The sequence below is a fragment of the Sulfitobacter sp. EE-36 genome (assembly GCF_000152605.1).
GTDB classification, from domain to species: domain Bacteria; phylum Pseudomonadota; class Alphaproteobacteria; order Rhodobacterales; family Rhodobacteraceae; genus Sulfitobacter; species Sulfitobacter pontiacus.
The window spans coordinates 962,321-982,077 of record NZ_CH959310.1 but is presented as its reverse complement, the minus strand read 5'-3'; the positions used below and the strand labels follow the sequence as shown (position 1 = coordinate 982,077).

The following is a 19,757-nucleotide window of genomic DNA, read 5'->3' as shown; positions in this document are numbered from 1 at the left end:
TATACAGACGTTGATCCATCGAATGAACCAAACCGCCCACATATCTCTTCAGATATCTATCAATTTCAAAGAGCGTCGAGACAAAAGAAACCAAGATGCGCCGTAAACTTCTCAGCGCGCCCCGCCTCAATTACCTCAGAATTTTCCCGCTACGTAAGACCCGAACCGTAACCCGTCGTCCCCGTCTAGCGCCCCGTGTCAGCGTGTCTGCGTCTCCGGTAAGGGGCGTTCTAAGGTTTGTTCCAAATACCCGCAACCCCTTTTTTCGGATTTTATCCTTTTCGTCAAAAAACCTTCACAAACGCCTGTTTTATTGACTTTCTGAGCGTCGGAAATTTGTAGCACCCAGGCCCCTCAGGGTATCTCTCTCCGCTTATACGGGGCTTTTCGTGCCTCGACCCAACCACAGGTAGGGCATTGCGGTGGAATCGCCGACTCGCGGGCTGGATAATCGCGAATCCATATCGGGCGTTACAGCCGGTGCACGGTCACATCTGTGCCGCAGGCCTCTTGTGCAAGATCGACCACATGCTGGTGGTGGGTGAGATAGATGGCCTGCCCGCGCTTTCCGACCCGTTGCATCAATCGACAGGCCGCGCGGGTGCGGTCTTCGTCGAAGGTTTCAAACACATCATCACAGAAGAACGGCAGCACGGTTCCTGTCGACGCCATTTGCTCGTAGGCCGCCGCGCGCAGGGCAAGGTAAAGCTGGAACCGCGTCCCTTTGGACATTGCGGCGGCTTCCTTAGACACCCCATCCTCTGCCCGCACGGCCATTAACACATCCCCCTGAGCGGCAGGCTGCGTGGTCAGTGTAGTGTATGCCCCTTGGGTCAGGTCGCTGAATGCCTGTTCGGTCGCGGCCAACATCGTGCTGCGGTGGGTGTCGCGATACCGGCGGATGGCATCCTCGGCCAAAGTATGTCCAAAGCGCCCCGTCAGATAGCGCAGCATCACGGCCTGCATCTGTTCTTCGACCGTGCGCTTTTGCGAGGTGAGCGCCGCAATATCACCATCCCCCCCAACCGCATCCAGCGCCGCTTGCGCCCGAGCGCGCGCAGCAATCGCGCTGTCGAGCTCTGCTTCAAGTCGCGACAGGTCTTCGCAGAGCTCGGCAAGCGCCACTTGCGCCTGTGCGAGGGGCGCGGCGCTGAGGCGTTCCTGCGCCTGCTCCCAGGCATCAACCCCCAGGATCGAGAGCAGACGGGTATGCAAATCCGCACTTTGCTGGCGCAGGGCAATTGCCTGTTGCGCGGTCGCCGTCGCCTGACGCAATGCATCGAGGGTAGAGGTGTCTATCTGGTCATTAAACGCACGGGCCAGAAGTTGGACCTGATCATCTAGCACGGCAATCTCGCGCAGCGCCTCAGCCGCGGCGTCCTCCGCAACGGCAAGGCGGGCGTCTAGATCGCTGCGACGCGCTTGGGCCTGACGGGCACGCTCCACCGCGGTTTGCAAAGCGGCGTAACGCGCCAAGGGCTGTTCCTGCGCGTCTGCCCCGCCATCCAGTGCATCCAACTGTGCGATGAAACCGGCGCGATCCTGTTTGATGCCCGCAATCTGACGCCGGACACCCGCCATGCGGGCGTCGACCTCTCGGATACTACGCAGGCCGGTCAGCCCGTTCCACATGTCTATGCCAGCCTGCAGCGCCGGAAGATGCATCGCGACGGCATCGCGCCACTGGTCACGCGCCTCGGTCACGGCCGTGCGTGCCTTGTCCGCTGCGACTGCTCGGCGATCCCGCTCTGCCGTGGCCTGACGCACTGTGGCCTGTGCGAGCTTTTGCGCATTCTGATGCTCGCGCGACGCTGCGATCTGGGTTTTGGCCATGAGCACGACGGTCCGCAAAGGCGCATCCCCTGCACCCAATCGTGCCGCCAGATCGTCGCGCATCTGTTCTGCCGCGCGCAATAACTCTGTGTTGGCCTGTTCAGATGTCTTTAAGGTTTCGGCTGCAGTTTGCGCAGCCTCTGCGTCGCGCACCCATTCGACAAAATCCTCGGCAGAAAGGGTTTCGGGCAGGCCAAGTGCGTCGAGGTGGGACCGCAGTTCACCCGTCACCTTATCAAACGCCACCTCGGTCGCGGTACGTTTATTCTGGGCCCTGTCATGATCCTGTCGCGCCTCGATCAACTGTCGTTCCGCCTGCCGCATTTCCGCCAGCGATTGGCTTTGCCCGGCGCGGAATGAGGTCTGCGCGTCATCCGCCCGCATGGCAGCCTCGAACGCAGAGGCAGAGGCCATGTCCAACACATCTTTATGCAGCGCCCATAACTCGTCTCGGGTTTGTCGCCCTTTGGCGGCGGCATCATCGCTGATCAAGTCTGGGGCCGAGGCGGCCATCGCATGTTTTGTCTCGGCATCCGCCAAACGATCGGCTGCCGTGGTTTCCGCCTGCACGGCCGCACGCAGGGCAAGCCGCGCTTCGCCATGGGCCTGCATCAATTCCTGCGCGCGCCGGCTGCTGAGCGGAAGTGCCGGAACCGCGTCGAACGCCACATTTTGCCGCGTCAGCCCGCGCAAGGCTGTGGCCACCCCCTGACGATCCGCCGCGAGCCGGCGCAGCGCGTCATGATATCGACTGACCAGATCCTCCGCTTCGGCCTGCATGAACAGGCGTTCGACATCCGCATCGACGGCGGTCTCTTCTTCGGTATCGCGCAGGGCCCGTGCCGCGTCATCGTATTTGTCGCGCGCGACCTCTGCCTCCGCCAGAGTGGTTTGCAGATGCTTGCGCGCATCGTCCAAAGTGGCGCGCTCCTGTTCGAGCGCCGCAAGGGCGGGATCGCTTAAGATGAATTGCGCAAGCGTGCCATCGGCGGGCAACCCCAGAGTATCAAGCCGCGCCCGCATATCAGCGGTATCCTGCATCAACTGTGCTTCGCGTTTGGGCAGGTCGGATTGTCCCGCCTCTACCTGACTTTTCTTGAAGGCAAGCGCATCAACATCAGCCCCTCGCGCCAAATCATCCGCGTTGACGGCTACCTCGTCTCGCGCGGCCCGCAATGTGTGCACCTCGGCGACGGACCGTTCCCTTTCGGCAACAAGTGCGATCCGTTTCGTCATCATTTTAATCAAGTCTTCGCTGTCGAACTCCAGCGTCATGGGATAATGCGCGATAGGGGTAAGCTGCGCCTCTAGGGTTTTCCATTCTGTCGCCAATGGATGCGCATCAAGTATAGCCTCCAGCCGCGTTCTCTGAACGGAAAGCTCGGACTTGGCGGCGCGCAGACGCTGCTCTTCGGTTTGGGCGGCGTCCCGCGCAAGACGCAGCTCGCGAAACGCGGCGGCGCTGACGTCATGATCCTTGATCTGCTGGACCAGTTCCGCATGTGCAGCCTTCAGCGCCGCGAACTCTGATTTTGTACCGCCTTTTAGATAAAGGTCACGATTGCCCTGCTCCACCCGCCCCAAGACCCGCGACAGATCGCTGATACCCGCCGCGGCAGAGAACAGCAGCTTCCCGATATCCCCCTCGCTTTTGGTAATCTCTTCGCCGCCGGCTTCGATCGTTTCATCGTCGAGACACAGCAGGCTTTGGTATTCCTTTTGCGACACACCGCGCAGCGCCGCAGACAGCAAAGCATCCGGCACAGGTTGGCCCGCCCCGTCCACAAGATTGCCCGAGCGCTTGGGCAATCGGGACAGCTGGTGGATCTGCCCGTCAATATCGACGGTACCGCTGACGCGCAGGTTCGCGCGGGGGTGTTTGAAGGCATAGGGTTCACGCGCTGCAAAACCGTAAAGCAGCCGCAGATACCCCTCCATCAGGGTGGTTTTGCCCGCTTCATTCCGGCCAAAGACGATATGAAAGTCCGATCCGTTTGCGGGGCGCGCGCCGAAATCCAGCACGCGGTCGGTAAAGTGACCAAATCGGTCCAGCGCAAGCTGCTGCAGCCGCATCATTCGCCTGCTCCTCGCATCTGCGCGGCCATGGTCAACACCGCCTCGTCGGTCAGCTGCCGCAACAACGCCTCTTGCGCCTCTGCATCCGGTGCGAGGGCGCGGCGCTGATCAGCAGGCAATAGGCCAAGGATCTGGCTCAACTCTTGCTGCAACCTGTCCCGAGTGGCGGGCTCCTTGGCGATGTCCGTCATCAACTGCTGTACCTCGGCCACAGCACCATCCACTGCATCCTCAGATACAGCCGTTACATCCACCGACATCTTCTCGATCCACAGATCACCGATGCTTTCCGCGATTTCGTCGGCTTGGGCGCGCCAAATATCCGCCAACTGGCGTATCTGCCACGCCAGCGCCGTTTGCCCCGTCAACCGCAACCGCAAGATCGCAGCCCCCCGTCCGGCCTGTGCCTGCAACGCCGACCGCAGTTTGCGGCGCAGATCTTCGTCAGCCTCCGCCCCTGTCACATCGCAATCACAGCGGCGGAATTCCACGACCGAGGTCGCCACTTCGGAAACCGAGATCTTGCCATCCTCGATCGTCAGCAGGCTTGCGGACTTTGGCCCCGCCTCCCCGATATCGCGCCCTTGCGGCATGCCCGGCATCACGATCCAGGGGTCTTCGCTGTGCACGGCGCGTTTGTGAACATGCCCCAACGCCCAATAATCAAACCCAGCCCCCGCCAGTTCGCCGACCGACACAGGCGCATAAAGATCGTGCCCCTCGGCCCCCGCGAGAGAGGTATGCATCATCGCAATATTAACCGCCCCCGCCTCTGGCACGGTATACTTCGGCAGCAGACTTTCCGGCGCGTGACGGTCGCGAAAGCTGACGCCGTGAATATAGACGCGGTGGTCCGCCAGTTGTACTTTCTCGCCCCGCCCGTCGAACACATGCACGTTTGGCGGCAGGTCGATCTCCCCCGCGATCGGGTTTTCCGCGTCATGGTTCCCCTTGATATAGAACACCCGCACGTCAGCCTGCGCCAAACGATGCATCTGCGCGGCGAGATACGCGGCGGTTTTCGCGCTACGTTCTTGCCCGTCATAAAGATCGCCCGAGATCAGAAAGGCGCTGACCCTCTCGTCGATGCAATATTGCACCATCGTCTCAAGCGCTTGACGGCTGGCACCGCGCACCTGCGCGGCCAGACGGTCATCCTTCATCGCCAAACTACGAAGCGGTGAATCGAGGTGAAGATCGGCAGTGTGCAGAATACGAAGGGTCACGGACGGAGGCCACCTTGTTCACGGAAACGCTGCGGTCTTTGTCACGTAGTTCACATTCCGTTGCAACGGGCCGCAGTTGTGTCTTGCGGCTTTGATCCGCTGATCTCGCGGGCTAAGACTGTCACACCCGCCTGATAGAAAGTCATTCGATGCATCGACACGATATCCCGCTGACCCAAGACCTGGTGCTGATCGGCGGCGGGCATGCCCATGTGTTGGTGCTACGCAAATGGGGGATGAACCCGCTACCGGGCGCGCGGTTAACCGTCATCAATCCCGGCCCCACGGCCCCATATACAGGTATGCTGCCGGGCTATATCGCGGGTCACTATTCACGTGAAACACTTGAAATCGACCTGGTGCGACTGTGCCGCTTTGCGGGCGCGCGTCTGATCCTGTCCCACGCCACAGATATCGATCGCACTGCGCGTCTGGTTCATGTCGAAGACCGCGCGCCTATTGCATATGATGTTGCCTCCTTTGATATCGGGATCACCGCTAAAATGGGTATCCCGGGGTTTGATGGTTTTGCTGTCGGTGCAAAGCCACTTGATGTCTACGCCAAACGCTGGCGCGATTTCCTTGCCGCGGTGACGAGCGGGGACATAGAGCCCGAAATCGCCGTGATCGGCGGCGGTGTCGCCGGTTGCGAGCTTTCCCTCGCGATGGCCCATGCCGTGCGCAGCGCGGGGATCGAGCCTCGGGTCACCTTGCTACAGTCCGACCCGACGCTTTCGGGCCTTGGCAACCGCGCGCGCCACACGGTCGAGGCCAAGCTTCGCGGCGCCAAGGTCACCCTACGCACCGGCGTACGCGTCACGGAAATCGCCGCCGATCATGTCGTTCTGGGCAGCGGCGACAAAATCCGTTCTCAATTGACGGTCGGCGCTGCCGGTGCTTTCCCGCATGAATGGCTGGCGCAAACGGACCTTCCCTTGCGTGATGGCTTCATCGAAACAACGCCCGACCTGTCACTTCCCGGTGACCCAACTGTATTTGCCGTCGGTGACTGCGCAGCAATGCCCTTTGCCCCACGCCCCAAGGCTGGCGTGTTTGCCGTTCGCGCAGCACCCGTCCTGTATCACAACCTTCGCGCCGCCCTCACCAATGGTCCCCGCAAGCCCTTCAAACCACAAAAACGTTACCTAAAGCTTATCTCCCTTGGGGAAAAATCGGCTTTGGCGGAAAAATTCGATCTTGCATTCTCGGGGCCTGCGTTATGGCGCTGGAAAGACCGAATTGACCGCGCCTTCATGGATAAACTTGACGATTTGCCGCCGATGCAACCGCCAGCTTTGCCCGATACGCTGGCGCAGGGTGCCCGCGATATACTGGCCGCGAAACCCTTGTGTGGCGGCTGTGGCGCTAAGGTCGGAAACACAGTGCTTCGTAACGGGCTTTCGTCGCTTCAAGGTCCGACGGATGCGGCCGTTCTTTCTGTCCTCGGCGATGATGCTGCGGTGCTAAAGCAGCCCGGTGGCGGCTTTCAGGTCATCAGCGCCGATCACTTGCGCGCTTTGATCCACGACCCTGCCTTGATGACGCGCATCGCAGCAGTGCACGCCTTGGGCGACATTTGGGCCATGGGGGCGCAGCCCCAAGTGGCCCTTTCCAGCATCGTACTTCCCCATATGTCTCAGGCACTTCAGTCACGGACACTGCAAGAAATCACCGACGCAGCCCGTTCGATATTCGACCACGCGGACGCGACGATTGTCGGGGGGCACACATCGATGGGTGCCGAAATGACCATCGGATTCACCGTCACCGGCACGCGCGAAACGCCACCAATCACCCTGTCGGGCGCTCAAGCTGGCGACTGCCTTGTGCTGACCCGGCCCATCGGATCAGGAATTATCATGGCTGCGCATATGGAGGGCACAGCACGGGGAGCCGACGTCGCCCAGGCCCTGCACGAGATGGCAGAACCGCAGGACCGTCAAGCCTTCCACCTGCGTCGCGCCAATGCCATGACAGATGTCACCGGCTTTGGCCTTGCGGGCCACATCGCCGCCATCTGCCGCGCATCGCGCCTGAGCGCGGAAATCTCGGCGGACGCCATTCCCGTCTACTCCGGTGCCCGAGACCTATCAGATCGCGGCGTGCACTCGTCGCTGTATCACCCCAACGTCGACAACGCGCCCACGCGAGGACGCAGCGACCCGCTTTTGCACGACCCTCAAACCGCAGGCGGCTTGCTGGCTGCCCTCCCCCCAGCCGAGGCAAAGATTGCGATCAGCGATATGGCTACCGAAGGTAAAAAAGCCCGTATTATCGGGCATTTGACCGACGGCGAAGGGCCAATCACTGTGCTGTAGCTACACTCGGTGCGTCTGGCGATCCCGGGAGGACTCGAACCCCCAACATCCTGATTAGAAGTCAGGTGCTCTATCCAGTTGAGCTACGGGACCACTCAGGTCATCTCATAGCTAGTTTGCGTAGGATGAGCAAAGCAAAATCTACCCGCAATCCCCATGATATTGCCATCAAGTATCTCCTCTTTCGATAGTGTAAATCACCAACGGCACCGCACAGGGACCCAATACTTATTGATCTTTGGGGCTTAGCCGTCGGCGATCCCAGGTGATACCAGCGCGCATGACACGCGCCGGCGCGCCCACAGCCAAGCTATGTGCGGGGATCACCCCAAGAACCATGGAACGGCTACCGATCACTGAATGCTGCCCTATCTGCGCTCCTTTCATGATCCTGACACCATGGGCCAACCAGACATGATCCCCGATTTCGATATCTTGGGGCGGGTTGATCCGCTCCCCCGTTTCTACGTCAAGGATCGAATGCATATCACTGACATCCATGGTGATATCCCCGGACAGCATGCAATCCTCGCCAATCGTGATCGTGCCCGCTTCGTGGAGACTGAGGTAAGCCATCATGATCGTGGTGCGATCGCCAATGCGAATATGCGTGTCACGCGCGCGGCACCGAAATGACCCCGCCAAACGACAATCTGCGCCAAAATAGACGGCGCTCTCGTGATTCCTGAGCTCAACCAAGCCACCGGAGATCACAGTACCCTCGCCGATCACCACGTGGTTATTGCGCCCGTATATATTAATCTGCACCCCTTCGGCGCAGGTAGCTGTTGGCGATATATCTACCTGATTGTTCTGACCATTATCCGTCACCAAAACGCCAAGTTGCGTTTTGCTCACCTATGTCACCTCCCGTAAAATCCGAACAGAAATTCTGTTGTAATGCTGAGTGAACTTAACCTCCCCTTAAGAGTGAGCGTGCTGATCTAGAGCTCTATCAACGCAACATAGAATCGAAATGATTGATTTTGTATAAACAGCTCAAAGCCCTCTTTGCCCGCTATATCGCCGCCCACCTAAGGGCCGTGGGGCGTCCAATGCACATTATGGACCCGTCCGGTGCCGCGGTGGGTGCCGTTGATGTATTTGCCGTAAATGACGGGAACTTGAGGCTGGCGGGCTGGACGTTCGCGGATGATATCGTGCTGCATATGAACGACGTAAAAGTAAGCGCTAAAGCTGACTTGATCCGTGACGACGTGACCAAAGCCTATGGTGGCCCGCAACGGGTCGGGTTCGACCTGACCACGCCGCTTGGCCCGACAGGCTTGCAAGAAATCGGGCGGTTTGGGGTCGAATTTCACCGTGTCCGCAAGGGCACCTGGACAATTGCGCGAAGTCTAAAACTCCCTCACCTTTGGTGGATTCAAGCGCGTTTGGTAATCAAGTTCGTCATCGCGCTGATGCTGCAGTTGCCTGCCTATGGCTGCTGGCGCGTCAAACGGGACCCCGCTTTTCGCACGCGGATCAAACGGGGGCTGGGGCTATGCCCCCTGCACCATGCGCGCGAGCTTGACCCTGACCTATTCCGCGCCAATGCGCCTCCCGTCACAACGGCATCGGTGACGATAATACTGCCGGTATTCAACGCGCATGACCTACTGAAAGAGGCGCTGCGGCGCGTCGTCGACAATACCGATCTTCAGTGGCGCATTATTCTGATCGAAGATTGCTCAACCGATAAACGGATTCTACCGTTGCTGCGCGCGTGGTCCTTGGCCCACAATGATCGTGCGACACTGCTTGAGAATGATCAAAACCTTGGGTTTGTAAAAAGCGTAAACAAAGGCTTGCGCTATGCACAACGCTGGCCCGACACGGTAATTTTACTGAATTCTGACGCCTTAGTCCCGGCGAACTGGGCGAGCCGCCTTATCCGCCCCCTCGTTGAATATCCACGCGCCGCCACTGTAACCCCAATGTCCAACGACGCGGAAATTTTTACCGCCCCCCTCATATGTGCGCCCCAAAAACTTGCCGCCGGACAGGGGGATCTTATAGATGTGACGGCCGCGCAGCTTAACCCGCAAAGCTATCGCGTGGCCACGCCGACCGGGGTGGGATTTTGCATGGCGATCAACCCCAGATACCTCAGAGCTGAACCGCAATTGGATGTCAGTTTTGGTCGGGGATACGGCGAAGAGGTCGATTGGTGCCAGCGCATCAGAGCTGCGGGCGGACAACATTATAGTGCGGTTAACCTTTTCGTAGAGCATCGCGGCGGACAAAGTTTCGGATCGGAAGAGAAGACGCGCCTCATCGCGAAAAACAACGCGCTTATTTCAAAACGTTATCCCAAATACGATAGAGATGTGCAGCAGTTTATTACCTCTGACCCATTCAAATCGCCCCGGCTCGCTTTGGCATTGGCTTGGCTCGGTGCACAAGACACCTATCCGGTCTCGATATATATCGCGCACAGTATGGGTGGCGGCGCTGAATCGTATCTGCAACATCGGGTGAAATCAAAACATCACGCGTTGGGCCGCGCCGCTGTCGTAATCAGGGTCGGCGGTGCCATGCGATGGCAAATTGAGTTGCATTGCCATGACGGAATAATCTCCGGCGGGACCAACAACCTCGGCTACGTCAAACAACTTCTACGCCCCATAAAACGGCGACGATTAATCTATTCCTGCGCGGTTGGGGACCGTGACCCGCTGACTATTCCAAGTGCGATTCTAGAATTGAGCCAAACCGGCCAACAGGTGATAGAGTTTCTCTTTCATGACTACTTCGCAATCTCGCCCAACTACACTCTTCTGAACGATCAAGGAGTGTACGATGGCCTACCCCCACCTCACCTAAATGCCCCAGCAACCACAGGTGCACCGATAAGCATGATTCGGTGGCAAAACGAGTGGGGAAAACTCCTGACCGCATCCCAAGAGATCGTGGTATTTTCTAAAAATAGCAAAGAAATTGTGCGCGCAGCATTCCCCAACTGCGCCGATAAAATTCAAGTTACACCGCATAGAATTTCAGACGCCGTGCCCCGTATCCCTCGGCCCCTCAGCCCAAAGCGCCCGGTGATCGGTGTATTGGGCGACATTGGTCTTCAGAAAGGCGCACAGATCATCAGCCGAGCCGCTGATGCGATAGATGTGCAAGGTGTCGGTATGGTCATCGTCGGGAACTTCGATCCCGCCATTCCCCTCCCCCCCTCGGTGCCTATCCATGGGAGATATACCATATCAGATCTGGGAAAAATTGCCGCCCGATACGGCGTGACAGATTGGTTAATACCTTCCGTGTGGCCGGAGACATTCTCGTTTACCACGCACGAAGCTCTGACATCCGGTTTGCCCACCCATGCGTTCGCAATTGGTGCTCAGGGCGAAGCAGCTACCAAAGCTGAAAACGGTTTTCCTATTCCCTACTCAACCCAACAGGATTTGGCGGATATTCTGCTGTCTCACGTTAAAAATCACATCACCAAAACCTGGGCGGTGGCCTCATGAGCCAGATCTCAGTGCCCCTAAAATTTTTGCGAAACAATGGCATCGAAGTACTGAACCGGGGTGCTACGTCGATCAGCCTGCCCAGACATACCGTGCTCGAAGCCCCGGGGAGCCTGAAATGGACACAGTATGAACACTCGTTAGAGATGGGAACGTTCTCGTATCAAGTCTCGGGATACTGTTTTGCCGCACGTATCGGCCGATATTGTTCATTCGGCGAATCCGTCCAAATAGGTCGGCAAAACCACCCGTTGGACTGGGTATCCACAAGCCCCGCTTTCTATCTTGGGGACCGGGTATTCGAACTTGGCGACGGTTTTGAGGCAGCCGAACATTACCACAATTATAGGACAGCTCACAGCAAGCCGCCCACCAAGGTAAAAATCACTACAATTGGAAATGATGTATGGATCGGGCACGGGGCGTATATCGCCGCCGGGGTCACCATTGGCGACGGCGCAATAATCGGGGCGCATTCGGTCGTGACCCGTGACGTTGCCCCTTATGCAGTCGTCGCGGGGAATCCGGCCACTCTCAAACGAATGCGCCTACCGCCGAGCTTCATCAGTCTCATGTTAAAGTGCCGCTGGTGGCAGTTTGCGCCGTGGCAGATGGATCACCTTGATCCGTCGGATGTGCTGGAATTCTGTAGAGGGGTAAACACAATGCTCAAAGATGCCGCGCCTTTCGCACCCCCGACGCTGGATCTGCGATCGGAAAACATTCAGTGAAAAAAGTCGCATTTTTACATATTCCCAAAACCGCGGGCCAATCTGTGCACTCGGAGCTCACTAAAATCTATGGCAGCGCTCGAACCTCTCCTGTTCGCGTTCACCACCAAGCTTACCCAGATGGTCAATTTCCCAACGGGTATGACCTTTACTCGGGTCACCTAGATTGGTGCCGCCTTCGTGAGACCCAGACAGATACCTTTGCGTTCACGGTACTTCGCGATCCATTTGAAAGGATCGCTTCTTTCTACTTTTATTTAAGAAATAAGGCCTCACGTCTCACGGACAGCCTGCTTTCGTCGCCTGGGCATATGGGGTTGTACAAAGTAAAAAATTGCTCCCCCGCCGCGTATTTCTTTGGCGGAAGTCCCGCTTGGCAACAGTTCATTAAGGATCACTACGACAATTTTTACTGTAGCTATCTCGCCACCGGGAAAGTTCGCGGGGCGGCCGAGGTCTGCCATTTCTCGAAAGATATGCTTGTTGGTCAAGCGATGGGCGGCGCGCGGAAACTAGATAGGGTTTATCGCTTAAGCAGTTTAAATCTGCTTGAAAATGACATTCAAAACCTGACGGGGCGTCGTCCTTCGATTGTGAAAACGCGCATCAATGTTGGGCCAAAAGGCGTTCAGACAAGCCGATGGCAAGATCTAATGACTCTGATCAACGATAAACCGGCACAGGAAAGACTGGCTGCGTTTGCTGAGGCTGACATAGCCTTACTTGATCACCTCAAAGACGAGGGCTTGTTAATTTAACACCGATTCAGAACTGTTTGAGTTGTGCAAGCGTGCGCAGGGCTAGATCGCCCGCATGTGTTTGCCGATAGATCCCGAGCGAAGTCAGTGCCGCGCGACCCTTAGTATGACTTTGGGATCGCCAATCGAGAAACCTCAATAATTGCTCGCGAGCGGTCGCCGTTAGAACAGGAGCAATTCGGTACATCGCGGCCGCATTTGCATCGATCCAATTCACCAACGTACCATCCGCCAGGCATCGAGCCCTGCGCCGTAAATAACGAGTAGGCGCGCCCACAAGATTTTCACCGTGTTGCCGGTATAGTACCCCAGGTTTCTGATCATGAAGAATACCAAACCCTGCGCCTGTGATCGCCTGGTACATCCACCAATCATGAAAAGGAGTTTCCGCAACGTCGGTAGTACTTAAAATGCTACGCAGATAGTTGGTGACGATAGGCGGAATCACAATCGTATTTCCGCGCAAAACATTCTGTACGATTGCATTTCCAAAACGACAAGGGCGGTTCAGCATTGGGGACGTTCCCAACCGCCCCCCCGTTTGGTCCACATAGTAACTTCTACTACTGTAAACACATCTACCACCCAGCCGCCCGACGAGCGCGACAGCACGGGATAGTTTGTGAGGCAGCCAGATATCATCCTGATCGGAAAACGCCACCCACCTCCCGTCTAACTCTTGGTTTCTCAACAATTTATAATAGTTGGCGGCAACGCCCCTCTGAGGCCCTTTGAGCAAGTGAATATCATGGTGCGGTGTTTCCGCTTTAAAATTTTCAAGCGCCTCAGAAGTGCCATCGGTCGAGCCGTCATCGCTTGCCCAAAGACTCCAATCCTGATGCGATTGCCCGCGGATTGAGGCCAGCTGATCTGCCAAAAACATGCCACCGTTCTTCGTCCCCATTAAAATGTGAACATGCGGTTCCGCCATCCCAAAGTCCTTCGTAGTTTAATCGACTTTCTCTGAACTACTTCGCGCGAATTAATAAACTGTGAGGACTATTGAATTAGGCACTGAGATCATGACCCATAATCCTGCCCAATCAACGACCACGCACAATACGCACGCGGCGCGCAAACAACAAAAACTGCGCGAGCGTGAGGAAGCTTTGCGACGCATCGAAAAAAAACGGCATGATAGGGCGCTTGCCGTTGCGGCGCGGGAAAAGAAACGAGAAACCGCCTCTCAAGCGACCATTCTGACACTGCCAATCACGTCGATCGTCCCGCCTGTGCCGCAAGCGCGCCTTCACCTACGTCATCGGCTTTCGTTTGTCAGCTTTATCATCATCGTTCTCGGAACCAGCCTGTTCGTGTCATGGTACCTTTGGGAGCGCGCTGCAGATCGCTATACCTCTATCGCTGGATTTGCTGTCCATAGCGAGGATATGAGCTCGCCGGTCGAACTCTTGGGTGGGGTTGCAAATCTCTCGGGGTCCGGTGCCGCGGACGAAGAAGTTCTGTATCAATTCATTCAAAGTCAGCACTTAGTAGAGAAAATCGATAAGTCTCTGAATTTGCGAAAAATATGGTCGCCCCCCGCAACAAACTCTGATCCGGTCTTCGGCTACCACGCCCCTGGTACGATCGAGGAACTGACCAAATACTGGGGTCGCATGGTCAATGTGTATAGCGATAGTAGCACCGGTCTGATCGAGGTTAAGGTGCAAGCATTTGCTCCCGAAGACGCGCGGGCCATTGTCCAAGAAATCTATGCTGAAAGCGCAAAACTGATACATGAACTTTCCGCGATAGCGCGCGAGGATGCTACCCAACATGCTGAAGAAAACTTGGCGCGCGCAGCGCAGCGCCTCAAGAAAACGCGGCTTACGCTGGCCGAATTCCGCATGAGGAACCAATTGGTGAGCCCCGATACACCGCTTCAAATTCAAACTGGGTTATTGGCATCTTTAGAAGCAGAAATGACGGAAACGTTGATTAGCATCGACATGCTTCAGCAAACCAGCACGCCAACCGATTCCCGCTTGAAGCAAGCGCAACGAAGGCGCGACATAATAGCAGCGCGTATCTCGCAGGAGCATCAAAAATTGAACGCCAAGCAGGGTTCAATGCACACCATTGGTTTCGCGGATCTTTTTGGGCAGTTTGAAAGCCTAAAGGTCGATTTGGAATTTGCTGAACAGTCTTATACCGCCAGCCAAGCGGCCTTTGATACAGCGGTTGCAGAGGCGCGAAAAAGATCCAAATACTTGGCGGCGCATATTCCTCCGACACTTGCAGAGACTTCGATTTATCCAAATCGCCCATTTCTTCTAGGCGTCACATTCGCATCTAGCTTCGCCCTGTGGGCGCTCATTATGCTGGTTTGGCACTCCTTACGAGATCGGCACTAGGATCGCCGATGATTGTCTTTCGAAATTTGACCAAAACCTATCATGTTCGGGGGCGACGGAAGACAGTCGCTTCAAATATTAACGTTATTTTTCCCACTGGTATTTCTGTCGGGCTGCTAGGACGGAACGGCGCTGGAAAATCTACGCTGCTCAAGATCATTGCGGGGGCAACTGACCCTACATCAGGCGAGGTCATCTCTGATGGCAGTGTATCCTTCCCAGTTGGCTTTGCTGGGTCGTTCCACCCCGACATGACGGGGGCACAAAACACGCGCTTCGTGGCACGGATTTATGGTGCAGACACGTCTGCGCTGGTCGATTACGTCGCCGATTTTTCAGAGCTTGGGGTTCATTTTCACCTTCCATTCCGAACATACTCCGCCGGTATGAAGTCGCGCCTGGCTTTCGGCGTTTCCATGGGGCTGCAGTTTGACACCTATTTGATAGACGAAATCACCGCTGTCGGAGATGCTCGGTTCAAACAGAAAAGTCGTTCCATTTTTATGGACCGCCTGTCCCGATCTGGTGCAATATTTGTAAGCCATTCCAATGGCATGCTACGAGAACTATGCACTGCAGGCGCTGTTTTAGAGTCCGGAAACCTAGAATACTTTGCCGACATTAACGATGCGATAGCACATCACGAATACAACATGGGGAAATGATCAGCTCATCCCAAGGCGTACCGTATGGCTCTATCTCTTCTGCCGGAAAACACCAAGCTTGCCTATTGCATCGGGGCTCAGAAAGCCGGCACGACTTGGCTTTATGAAACCTTACGCACCAGCAGTCAGATTCATTTTTCGCGCAATAAGGAACTTCATTATTTCAATGTGATCGCGGGTAAGTCTGACCAGGTTTTTGACCTACGTATGAACACGGCGAAAACCTTGGCAAGGGAATTGGTGTCAGAACGCGGCCCCAAGAATCGGCGCAATCTTAGGGTCCTCAGCGAATTGGCTGACCTTTTGTCCATCTACACGGATGCGCCTGAACATCACGAGGCTTATCTTTCCTATCTTACTCAGGGATTTAGCGGTCAGCCTGTGATTTGCGACATCACCCCGGCTTATGCGATACTGGACGCAAAGGACTTCTCTGAAATGGGGAGCCTTGGCGAAAGTTGTTTCATCTTTATTTTGAGGGATCCGATTGATCGTATGTGGTCCCAAATCAGAATGGCCGTTAGCGCGGATGCCGCCCAGGTAGCTGACTTTCAAACGGCTTGCGAGGCACGCGCGCAGCATTTGATCGACAGTAAACGGCTGCCTAAGTTAGAGCGGGCGAACTATCGGCGCACGATGAGCGAGCTGGAAGCCGTGATCCCCCTACATCGAATTAAATATGTATTTTACGAAGACCTTTTTCACGCTCATACCGTGCGCGATATCTGCACGTTCTTAGGTATTTCGCCGATTTCACCCAAAGCTGATCTTCGCAGTAATTCTGGTCGCCACGCTATGTTGCCAGAGCACCTAAAACACAGTTTTAGAGAGGCCTTTGCCCTACAGTATGACTTCATTTTAAATCGTTTTGGCGCAGCGACGCCCGCCCGATGGCAGATCAACAGCGCGCAGAGGGTAGCAGGATGATAGGTCGGGTTGCACGCGGACGAAGAACAATGGTCTTTGCGACGCCACGCATTATCGTCGCGCTGATACTTCGCGAAATCGGGACCAGCTACGGCCGGTCCCCGGGTGGGTATATTTGGGCATTGGCTGAACCCGTTCTCGGGATCGCGCTGTTGACCGCAATATTCTCGATCGGGTTTCGTATGCCCCCTCTCGGAAACAATTTTCCGATCTTTTACGCTACAGGTTTGCTGCCCTTTTTGATGTTCGTCGATCTCAGCAACAAGGTCGCGCAGGCGATCAACTATTCGAAACAGCTACTAGCGTACCCGCGCGTGACTTTCGTCGACGCCATCTTGGGGCGGTTCATCCTCAATTTTCTCACTCAGCTTCTTGTAGGCTTTATCGTACTGAGTGGGGTCATTTTTCTGTTTGATACGCGGGCCGCAATAAATGCATCAGACATCGTGTCAGCTCTGACTATGATTGCCGCGCTTTCACTGGGCGTGGGGGTGTTCAACTGTTTCATGATGTCGATGTTTCAGGTCTGGCAACGTGTCTACGGGATTTGCACGCGGCCGCTTTTGCTACTGTCCGGCGTCATCTTTTTATACGAAACGATACCCGAACCCTACCGCAGCTATCTTTGGTTCAATCCGCTGATCCACGTGGTGGGCCGCGTCAGGTCCGGTTTTTATCATAACTACGACGTACCCTATGTCTCATCAGCCTATGTCTACGCCGTTGCCGCAATACTGGGCCTTTTTGGCCTTGTGTTATTAAGGCGCTATCACCGTGACGTTCTGGAACGATAACGATCCCAGCGTGGCAGTTTAAACTTTAAAAGCTTTCGAAGTCGCCATTTAGGATAGATAGGTTTTCGACGCCCAACAGGTCCAGTGTTTTGCCGCTGCCAAAATCCAGCACAATATGCCCTTCGGCCCCTTTGCGTGCGAACGTTTGAAGCTGGCTCATCGATAAACTTCCCCCACCCCAAAGGGCAGAATCCAGCGAAAGAGTGTCAATTTCGTTTTGAAAGCTCAGGATTGTGTCTTGGCCTGCACCATAGATAAACCGATCTGCCCCGATCCCACCGGACAGCACGTCGTTTCCCGCGCCGCCGTCAAGCGTATCGTGACCGGCATTGCCTTTGATCAAATCATCGCCGTCGCCGCCGATCAGCTGGTCGGCACCATTGTCGCCAGACAGCGTATCGTTCCCGGACCCACCGTTAACCGTATCGTTGTTGATCCCCCCGGCAAGACGGTCATTCCCGCTGTCCCCCTGCAGAAAATCTGCCCCCGCATTTCCGAAAAGCTGATCATTCCCGCTGCCGCCAAGCAGTTGATCCGCACCGGCGCTACCCTCCAAACGGTCTTTGCCGGCACCGCCCCACAGGCTATCGGCATTTAACCCGCCGATCAGATGGTCATCGTCCCTATCCCCATAGAGTCTATCCGCACCGTTATTGCCGGTTAACGTGTCGTTCCCGTCGCCACCGCCAAGCGCGTCATACCCGTCGCCGCCCCACAGGGCGTCGTCCCCATCACTACCGCGCAAAGTGTCCCAGCCGATACCGCCCCAGATCTGATCCCCCTCGGTACCACCCTCAATCAGATCGCTCCCGCCGTTGCCATAGATCGTATCGGCCCCAGCTTCGCCAAGAATCGTATCATTGCCGCCTGCGCCGATCAGCCTGTCGCCATCCGCGCGCCCACTGATATGATCATCGGCCGCATCCCCTTCCAGCACATCCGACTGGGGCGTGCCAACCAGAACCAACGGGGTCGGTGCGGTGGGGAGGGATGGCGTATCAGCTTCCTCTGGCAGGGTCCAATCCGGCATGAAACGCGACTGCCCAATCAGATCGAGCGCTTGAACCTCGTCCTCGCTAAGGGACTGTCCGTTCGATGTTTTTATCTCTAACCGCTCCTCACCAAAGGACAGAACCGCACCATTTTTGGTCGAAGATATGGTCAACTGAGACCCATGCCTCAGGAACGGCCAGGCCGACAGATCAATGCTGTCCTGTGCGCTGTCGAAATCGGCAATCGTATCGGCCTCCCCATCTGCGGAAAGGACAAAAAGATCGCGGCCGGAACCGCCGGTCAGCAGATCACGGCCGCCGCCATCTCGCAAAATATCATCCCCTGCGCGCCCGGCGATATGGTCCGCGCCATCCCCGCCGGATAACAAATCGCCCCCCGTGCCGCCTGTCAGCGTGTCGGCTTGATCACCCCCTGTTGCCGCCGCAACCCGGCCCGAAATATCCACCGTAAAAATGCTCAGCCCCGCTTCGGCACCTGACGCGGCGGCGAGGTGCAGTAAATCTCCTTGTACCGAAAAGTCAAGCGCCGACACCGCGTCAAGCGTGCTCCCTTCCGTGTCTTCGATCGACACCAGATGCATCAACCGGCCATCGTCCATCAATTCGAAGACCGAAACGCCATCATCTCCGCCCGCCGCCGCCACATAGGCGCGGCCGTGATGTGTTGCGGTCTCGATCACATGCACCCCGTCAAAGCGTGTGTCCCGCGTGTCGAGGACGTGATCCGTTAAGGTTAATCCACCATTTTCCCCCAGCATCGCGACGCTCAAACTCGCGCTTCCCGCCGCGGCCAATATCGCAAATCCATGCCCCCCAACCTCTACAAAGGCTGTCGCGCTTGGCCTGCCGATCCCCACGCCATCCTCCGCCGCGATACGAGAGACTTCTCGCGGGATACCATTCCCATCCAATTTGAACGAAATAAATGCGTCGTCCCGCGCCGAGGACGCCAGCAGATACGGCGTGCTTCCGACATACCCGACGCTCAGCCCGGTCAGACCTGCCTCTGACGCGACGCCACTGTCGCCCGATATGCGCGTCAGCGCCCCATTGTCGCCCATGCGCCACGACCCGATGCTATCCGCCCCCCGCACCAGCCCGTATAGATGGCTCTGCCCGCCCAAATCCAACGTCTCGACGGCCAGTAACTGGGCAGGCACGGCACCACCGGTCACGGCAGAAACATTACCAAAGCGCCCATCATCTGTTAACGCAACGCGGGTGAGCGCGGCGTTATCCGCCCCCGTGAGCAATAGCGCACCGTCTACGACCTCCAGCCTGCTGGTGACCCCGGCCCGCGTGTCCCCGGCGATGGCCCGACTGTCCAGAAACCGAAGCCCCCCTTCCGCATCAATGCGATAGGCCAGCAAGTCACCGCCACCAAAGCGCGAGGTCGTGTACAGCACCGCCCCGCCAGAGGATTGGACAACCGCCATATCCGTCACCCCGGTCAGCGCCATATCCTCCCGCGCGGACAATGTGGTTTTATGCTCAAGCTCCATCGGTTTATTCCCCTACATGTTCCGGGGATAAAGATGGGCCGAATTCCTTAACGGCAGCTTCAGCTTTTAAGGCGGCAATGT

Annotated in this window: 13 protein-coding genes and 1 tRNA gene; 8 read left to right on the top strand and 6 right to left on the bottom strand. The window is 56.7% G+C overall.

The window, feature by feature from the left end; genetic code table 11:
- Window positions 1–471: 471 nt before the first annotated feature.
- Entirely contained in the window at window positions 472–3,909 is a 3,438-nt protein-coding gene (locus tag EE36_RS07305; protein WP_005850921.1) for a YhaN family protein, read from the bottom strand.
- On the bottom strand, window positions 3,906–5,120 hold the full coding sequence (locus EE36_RS07300) for a DNA repair exonuclease (RefSeq protein WP_083776479.1): 1,215 nt from the start codon (window positions 5,118–5,120) through the stop codon (window positions 3,906–3,908). The genes EE36_RS07305 and EE36_RS07300 overlap by 4 nt, the downstream gene beginning before the upstream one ends.
- 164 nt (window positions 5,121–5,284) lie before the next feature.
- On the opposite strand from EE36_RS07300, the gene selD reads away from it, so the two are divergent.
- Entirely contained in the window at window positions 5,285–7,453 is a 2,169-nt protein-coding gene (gene selD / locus EE36_RS07295) for a selenide, water dikinase SelD (protein WP_005850917.1), read from the top strand.
- A 16-nt stretch (window positions 7,454–7,469) separates the two neighbouring features.
- On the opposite strand, the gene EE36_RS07290 is transcribed toward selD, so the two are convergent.
- Window positions 7,470–7,546, bottom strand: a tRNA-Arg gene (locus EE36_RS07290).
- Between the two features lie 135 nt (window positions 7,547–7,681).
- Window positions 7,682–8,311, bottom strand: a complete 630-nt coding sequence (locus tag EE36_RS07285; RefSeq protein WP_005850915.1) for an acyltransferase — start codon at window positions 8,309–8,311, stop codon at window positions 7,682–7,684.
- A 128-nt stretch (window positions 8,312–8,439) separates the two neighbouring features.
- On the opposite strand from EE36_RS07285, the gene EE36_RS07280 reads away from it, so the two are divergent.
- The 3 genes from EE36_RS07280 to EE36_RS17310 are packed head-to-tail and all read left to right on the top strand — an operon-like array spanning window position 8,440 to window position 12,421.
- Window positions 8,440–10,932, top strand: coding sequence for a glycosyltransferase (locus tag EE36_RS07280; protein WP_005850913.1), 2,493 nt, complete (start codon window positions 8,440–8,442; stop codon window positions 10,930–10,932).
- Window positions 10,929–11,663 (top strand): CatB-related O-acetyltransferase, encoded by a 735-nt coding sequence (locus EE36_RS07275; protein ID WP_005850912.1) that lies wholly within the window; start codon window positions 10,929–10,931, stop codon window positions 11,661–11,663. The genes EE36_RS07280 and EE36_RS07275 overlap by 4 nt, the downstream gene beginning before the upstream one ends.
- On the top strand, window positions 11,660–12,421 hold the full coding sequence (locus EE36_RS17310; RefSeq protein ID WP_083776453.1) for a sulfotransferase family 2 domain-containing protein: 762 nt from the start codon (window positions 11,660–11,662) through the stop codon (window positions 12,419–12,421). Before EE36_RS07275 ends, EE36_RS17310 begins: the two co-directional genes overlap by 4 nt.
- 7 nt (window positions 12,422–12,428) lie before the next feature.
- Here the strand turns inward: EE36_RS17310 and EE36_RS07265 are convergent, their stop codons facing one another.
- Window positions 12,429–13,352: a glycosyltransferase family 2 protein gene (locus EE36_RS07265; RefSeq protein WP_005850908.1), complete on the bottom strand. Its 924-nt coding sequence runs from the start codon at window positions 13,350–13,352 to the stop codon at window positions 12,429–12,431.
- Window positions 13,353–13,443: 91 nt separating this feature from the next.
- Here EE36_RS07265 and EE36_RS07260 point away from each other — a divergent pair, with 91 nt between their 5' ends.
- The 4 genes from EE36_RS07260 to EE36_RS07245 are packed head-to-tail and all read left to right on the top strand — an operon-like array spanning window position 13,444 to window position 17,161.
- Window positions 13,444–14,775 carry a hypothetical protein gene (locus tag EE36_RS07260; RefSeq protein ID WP_005850906.1) on the top strand — a complete coding sequence of 444 codons (1,332 nt, stop codon included), beginning with the start codon at window positions 13,444–13,446 and terminating at the stop codon, window positions 14,773–14,775.
- 8 nt (window positions 14,776–14,783) lie between these two features.
- Entirely contained in the window at window positions 14,784–15,440 is a 657-nt protein-coding gene (locus EE36_RS07255) for an ABC transporter ATP-binding protein (RefSeq protein WP_005850904.1), read from the top strand.
- A gap of 24 nt (window positions 15,441–15,464) precedes the next feature.
- A complete protein-coding gene (locus EE36_RS07250) occupies window positions 15,465–16,367 on the top strand; it encodes a sulfotransferase (protein ID WP_005850902.1) in 903 nt (300 codons plus the stop codon).
- A 29-nt stretch (window positions 16,368–16,396) separates the two neighbouring features.
- Window positions 16,397–17,161, top strand: coding sequence for an ABC transporter permease (locus tag EE36_RS07245; RefSeq protein ID WP_005850900.1), 765 nt, complete (start codon window positions 16,397–16,399; stop codon window positions 17,159–17,161).
- Window positions 17,162–17,186: 25 nt separating this feature from the next.
- Here EE36_RS07245 and EE36_RS07240 read toward each other — a convergent pair whose 3' ends face one another.
- The gene (locus tag EE36_RS07240) at window positions 17,187–19,676 is read right to left on the bottom strand and encodes a hypothetical protein (RefSeq protein ID WP_005850898.1); all 2,490 of its coding nucleotides are present in this window, start codon (window positions 19,674–19,676) and stop codon (window positions 17,187–17,189) included.
- Window positions 19,677–19,757 lie beyond the last annotated feature (81 nt).

What these genes read in the sequence shown, in the direction of transcription:
- EE36_RS07275 (WP_005850912.1), top strand. Translation starts at nt 10,929, where the DNA reads ATGAGCCAGATCTCAGTGCCCCTAAAATTTTTGCGAAACAATGGCATC.
- EE36_RS07305 (WP_005850921.1), bottom strand. Translation starts at nt 3,909, where the DNA reads ATGATGCGGCTGCAGCAGCTTGCGCTGGACCGATTTGGTCACTTTACC.
- EE36_RS07240 (WP_005850898.1), bottom strand. Translation starts at nt 19,676, where the DNA reads ATGGAGCTTGAGCATAAAACCACATTGTCCGCGCGGGAGGATATGGCG.
- EE36_RS07260 (WP_005850906.1), top strand. Translation starts at nt 13,444, where the DNA reads ATGACCCATAATCCTGCCCAATCAACGACCACGCACAATACGCACGCG.
- EE36_RS07265 (WP_005850908.1), bottom strand. Translation starts at nt 13,352, where the DNA reads ATGGCGGAACCGCATGTTCACATTTTAATGGGGACGAAGAACGGTGGC.
- selD (WP_005850917.1), top strand. Translation starts at nt 5,285, where the DNA reads ATGCATCGACACGATATCCCGCTGACCCAAGACCTGGTGCTGATCGGC.
- EE36_RS07255 (WP_005850904.1), top strand. Translation starts at nt 14,784, where the DNA reads ATGATTGTCTTTCGAAATTTGACCAAAACCTATCATGTTCGGGGGCGA.
- EE36_RS07250 (WP_005850902.1), top strand. Translation starts at nt 15,465, where the DNA reads ATGGCTCTATCTCTTCTGCCGGAAAACACCAAGCTTGCCTATTGCATC.
- EE36_RS07245 (WP_005850900.1), top strand. Translation starts at nt 16,397, where the DNA reads ATGGTCTTTGCGACGCCACGCATTATCGTCGCGCTGATACTTCGCGAA.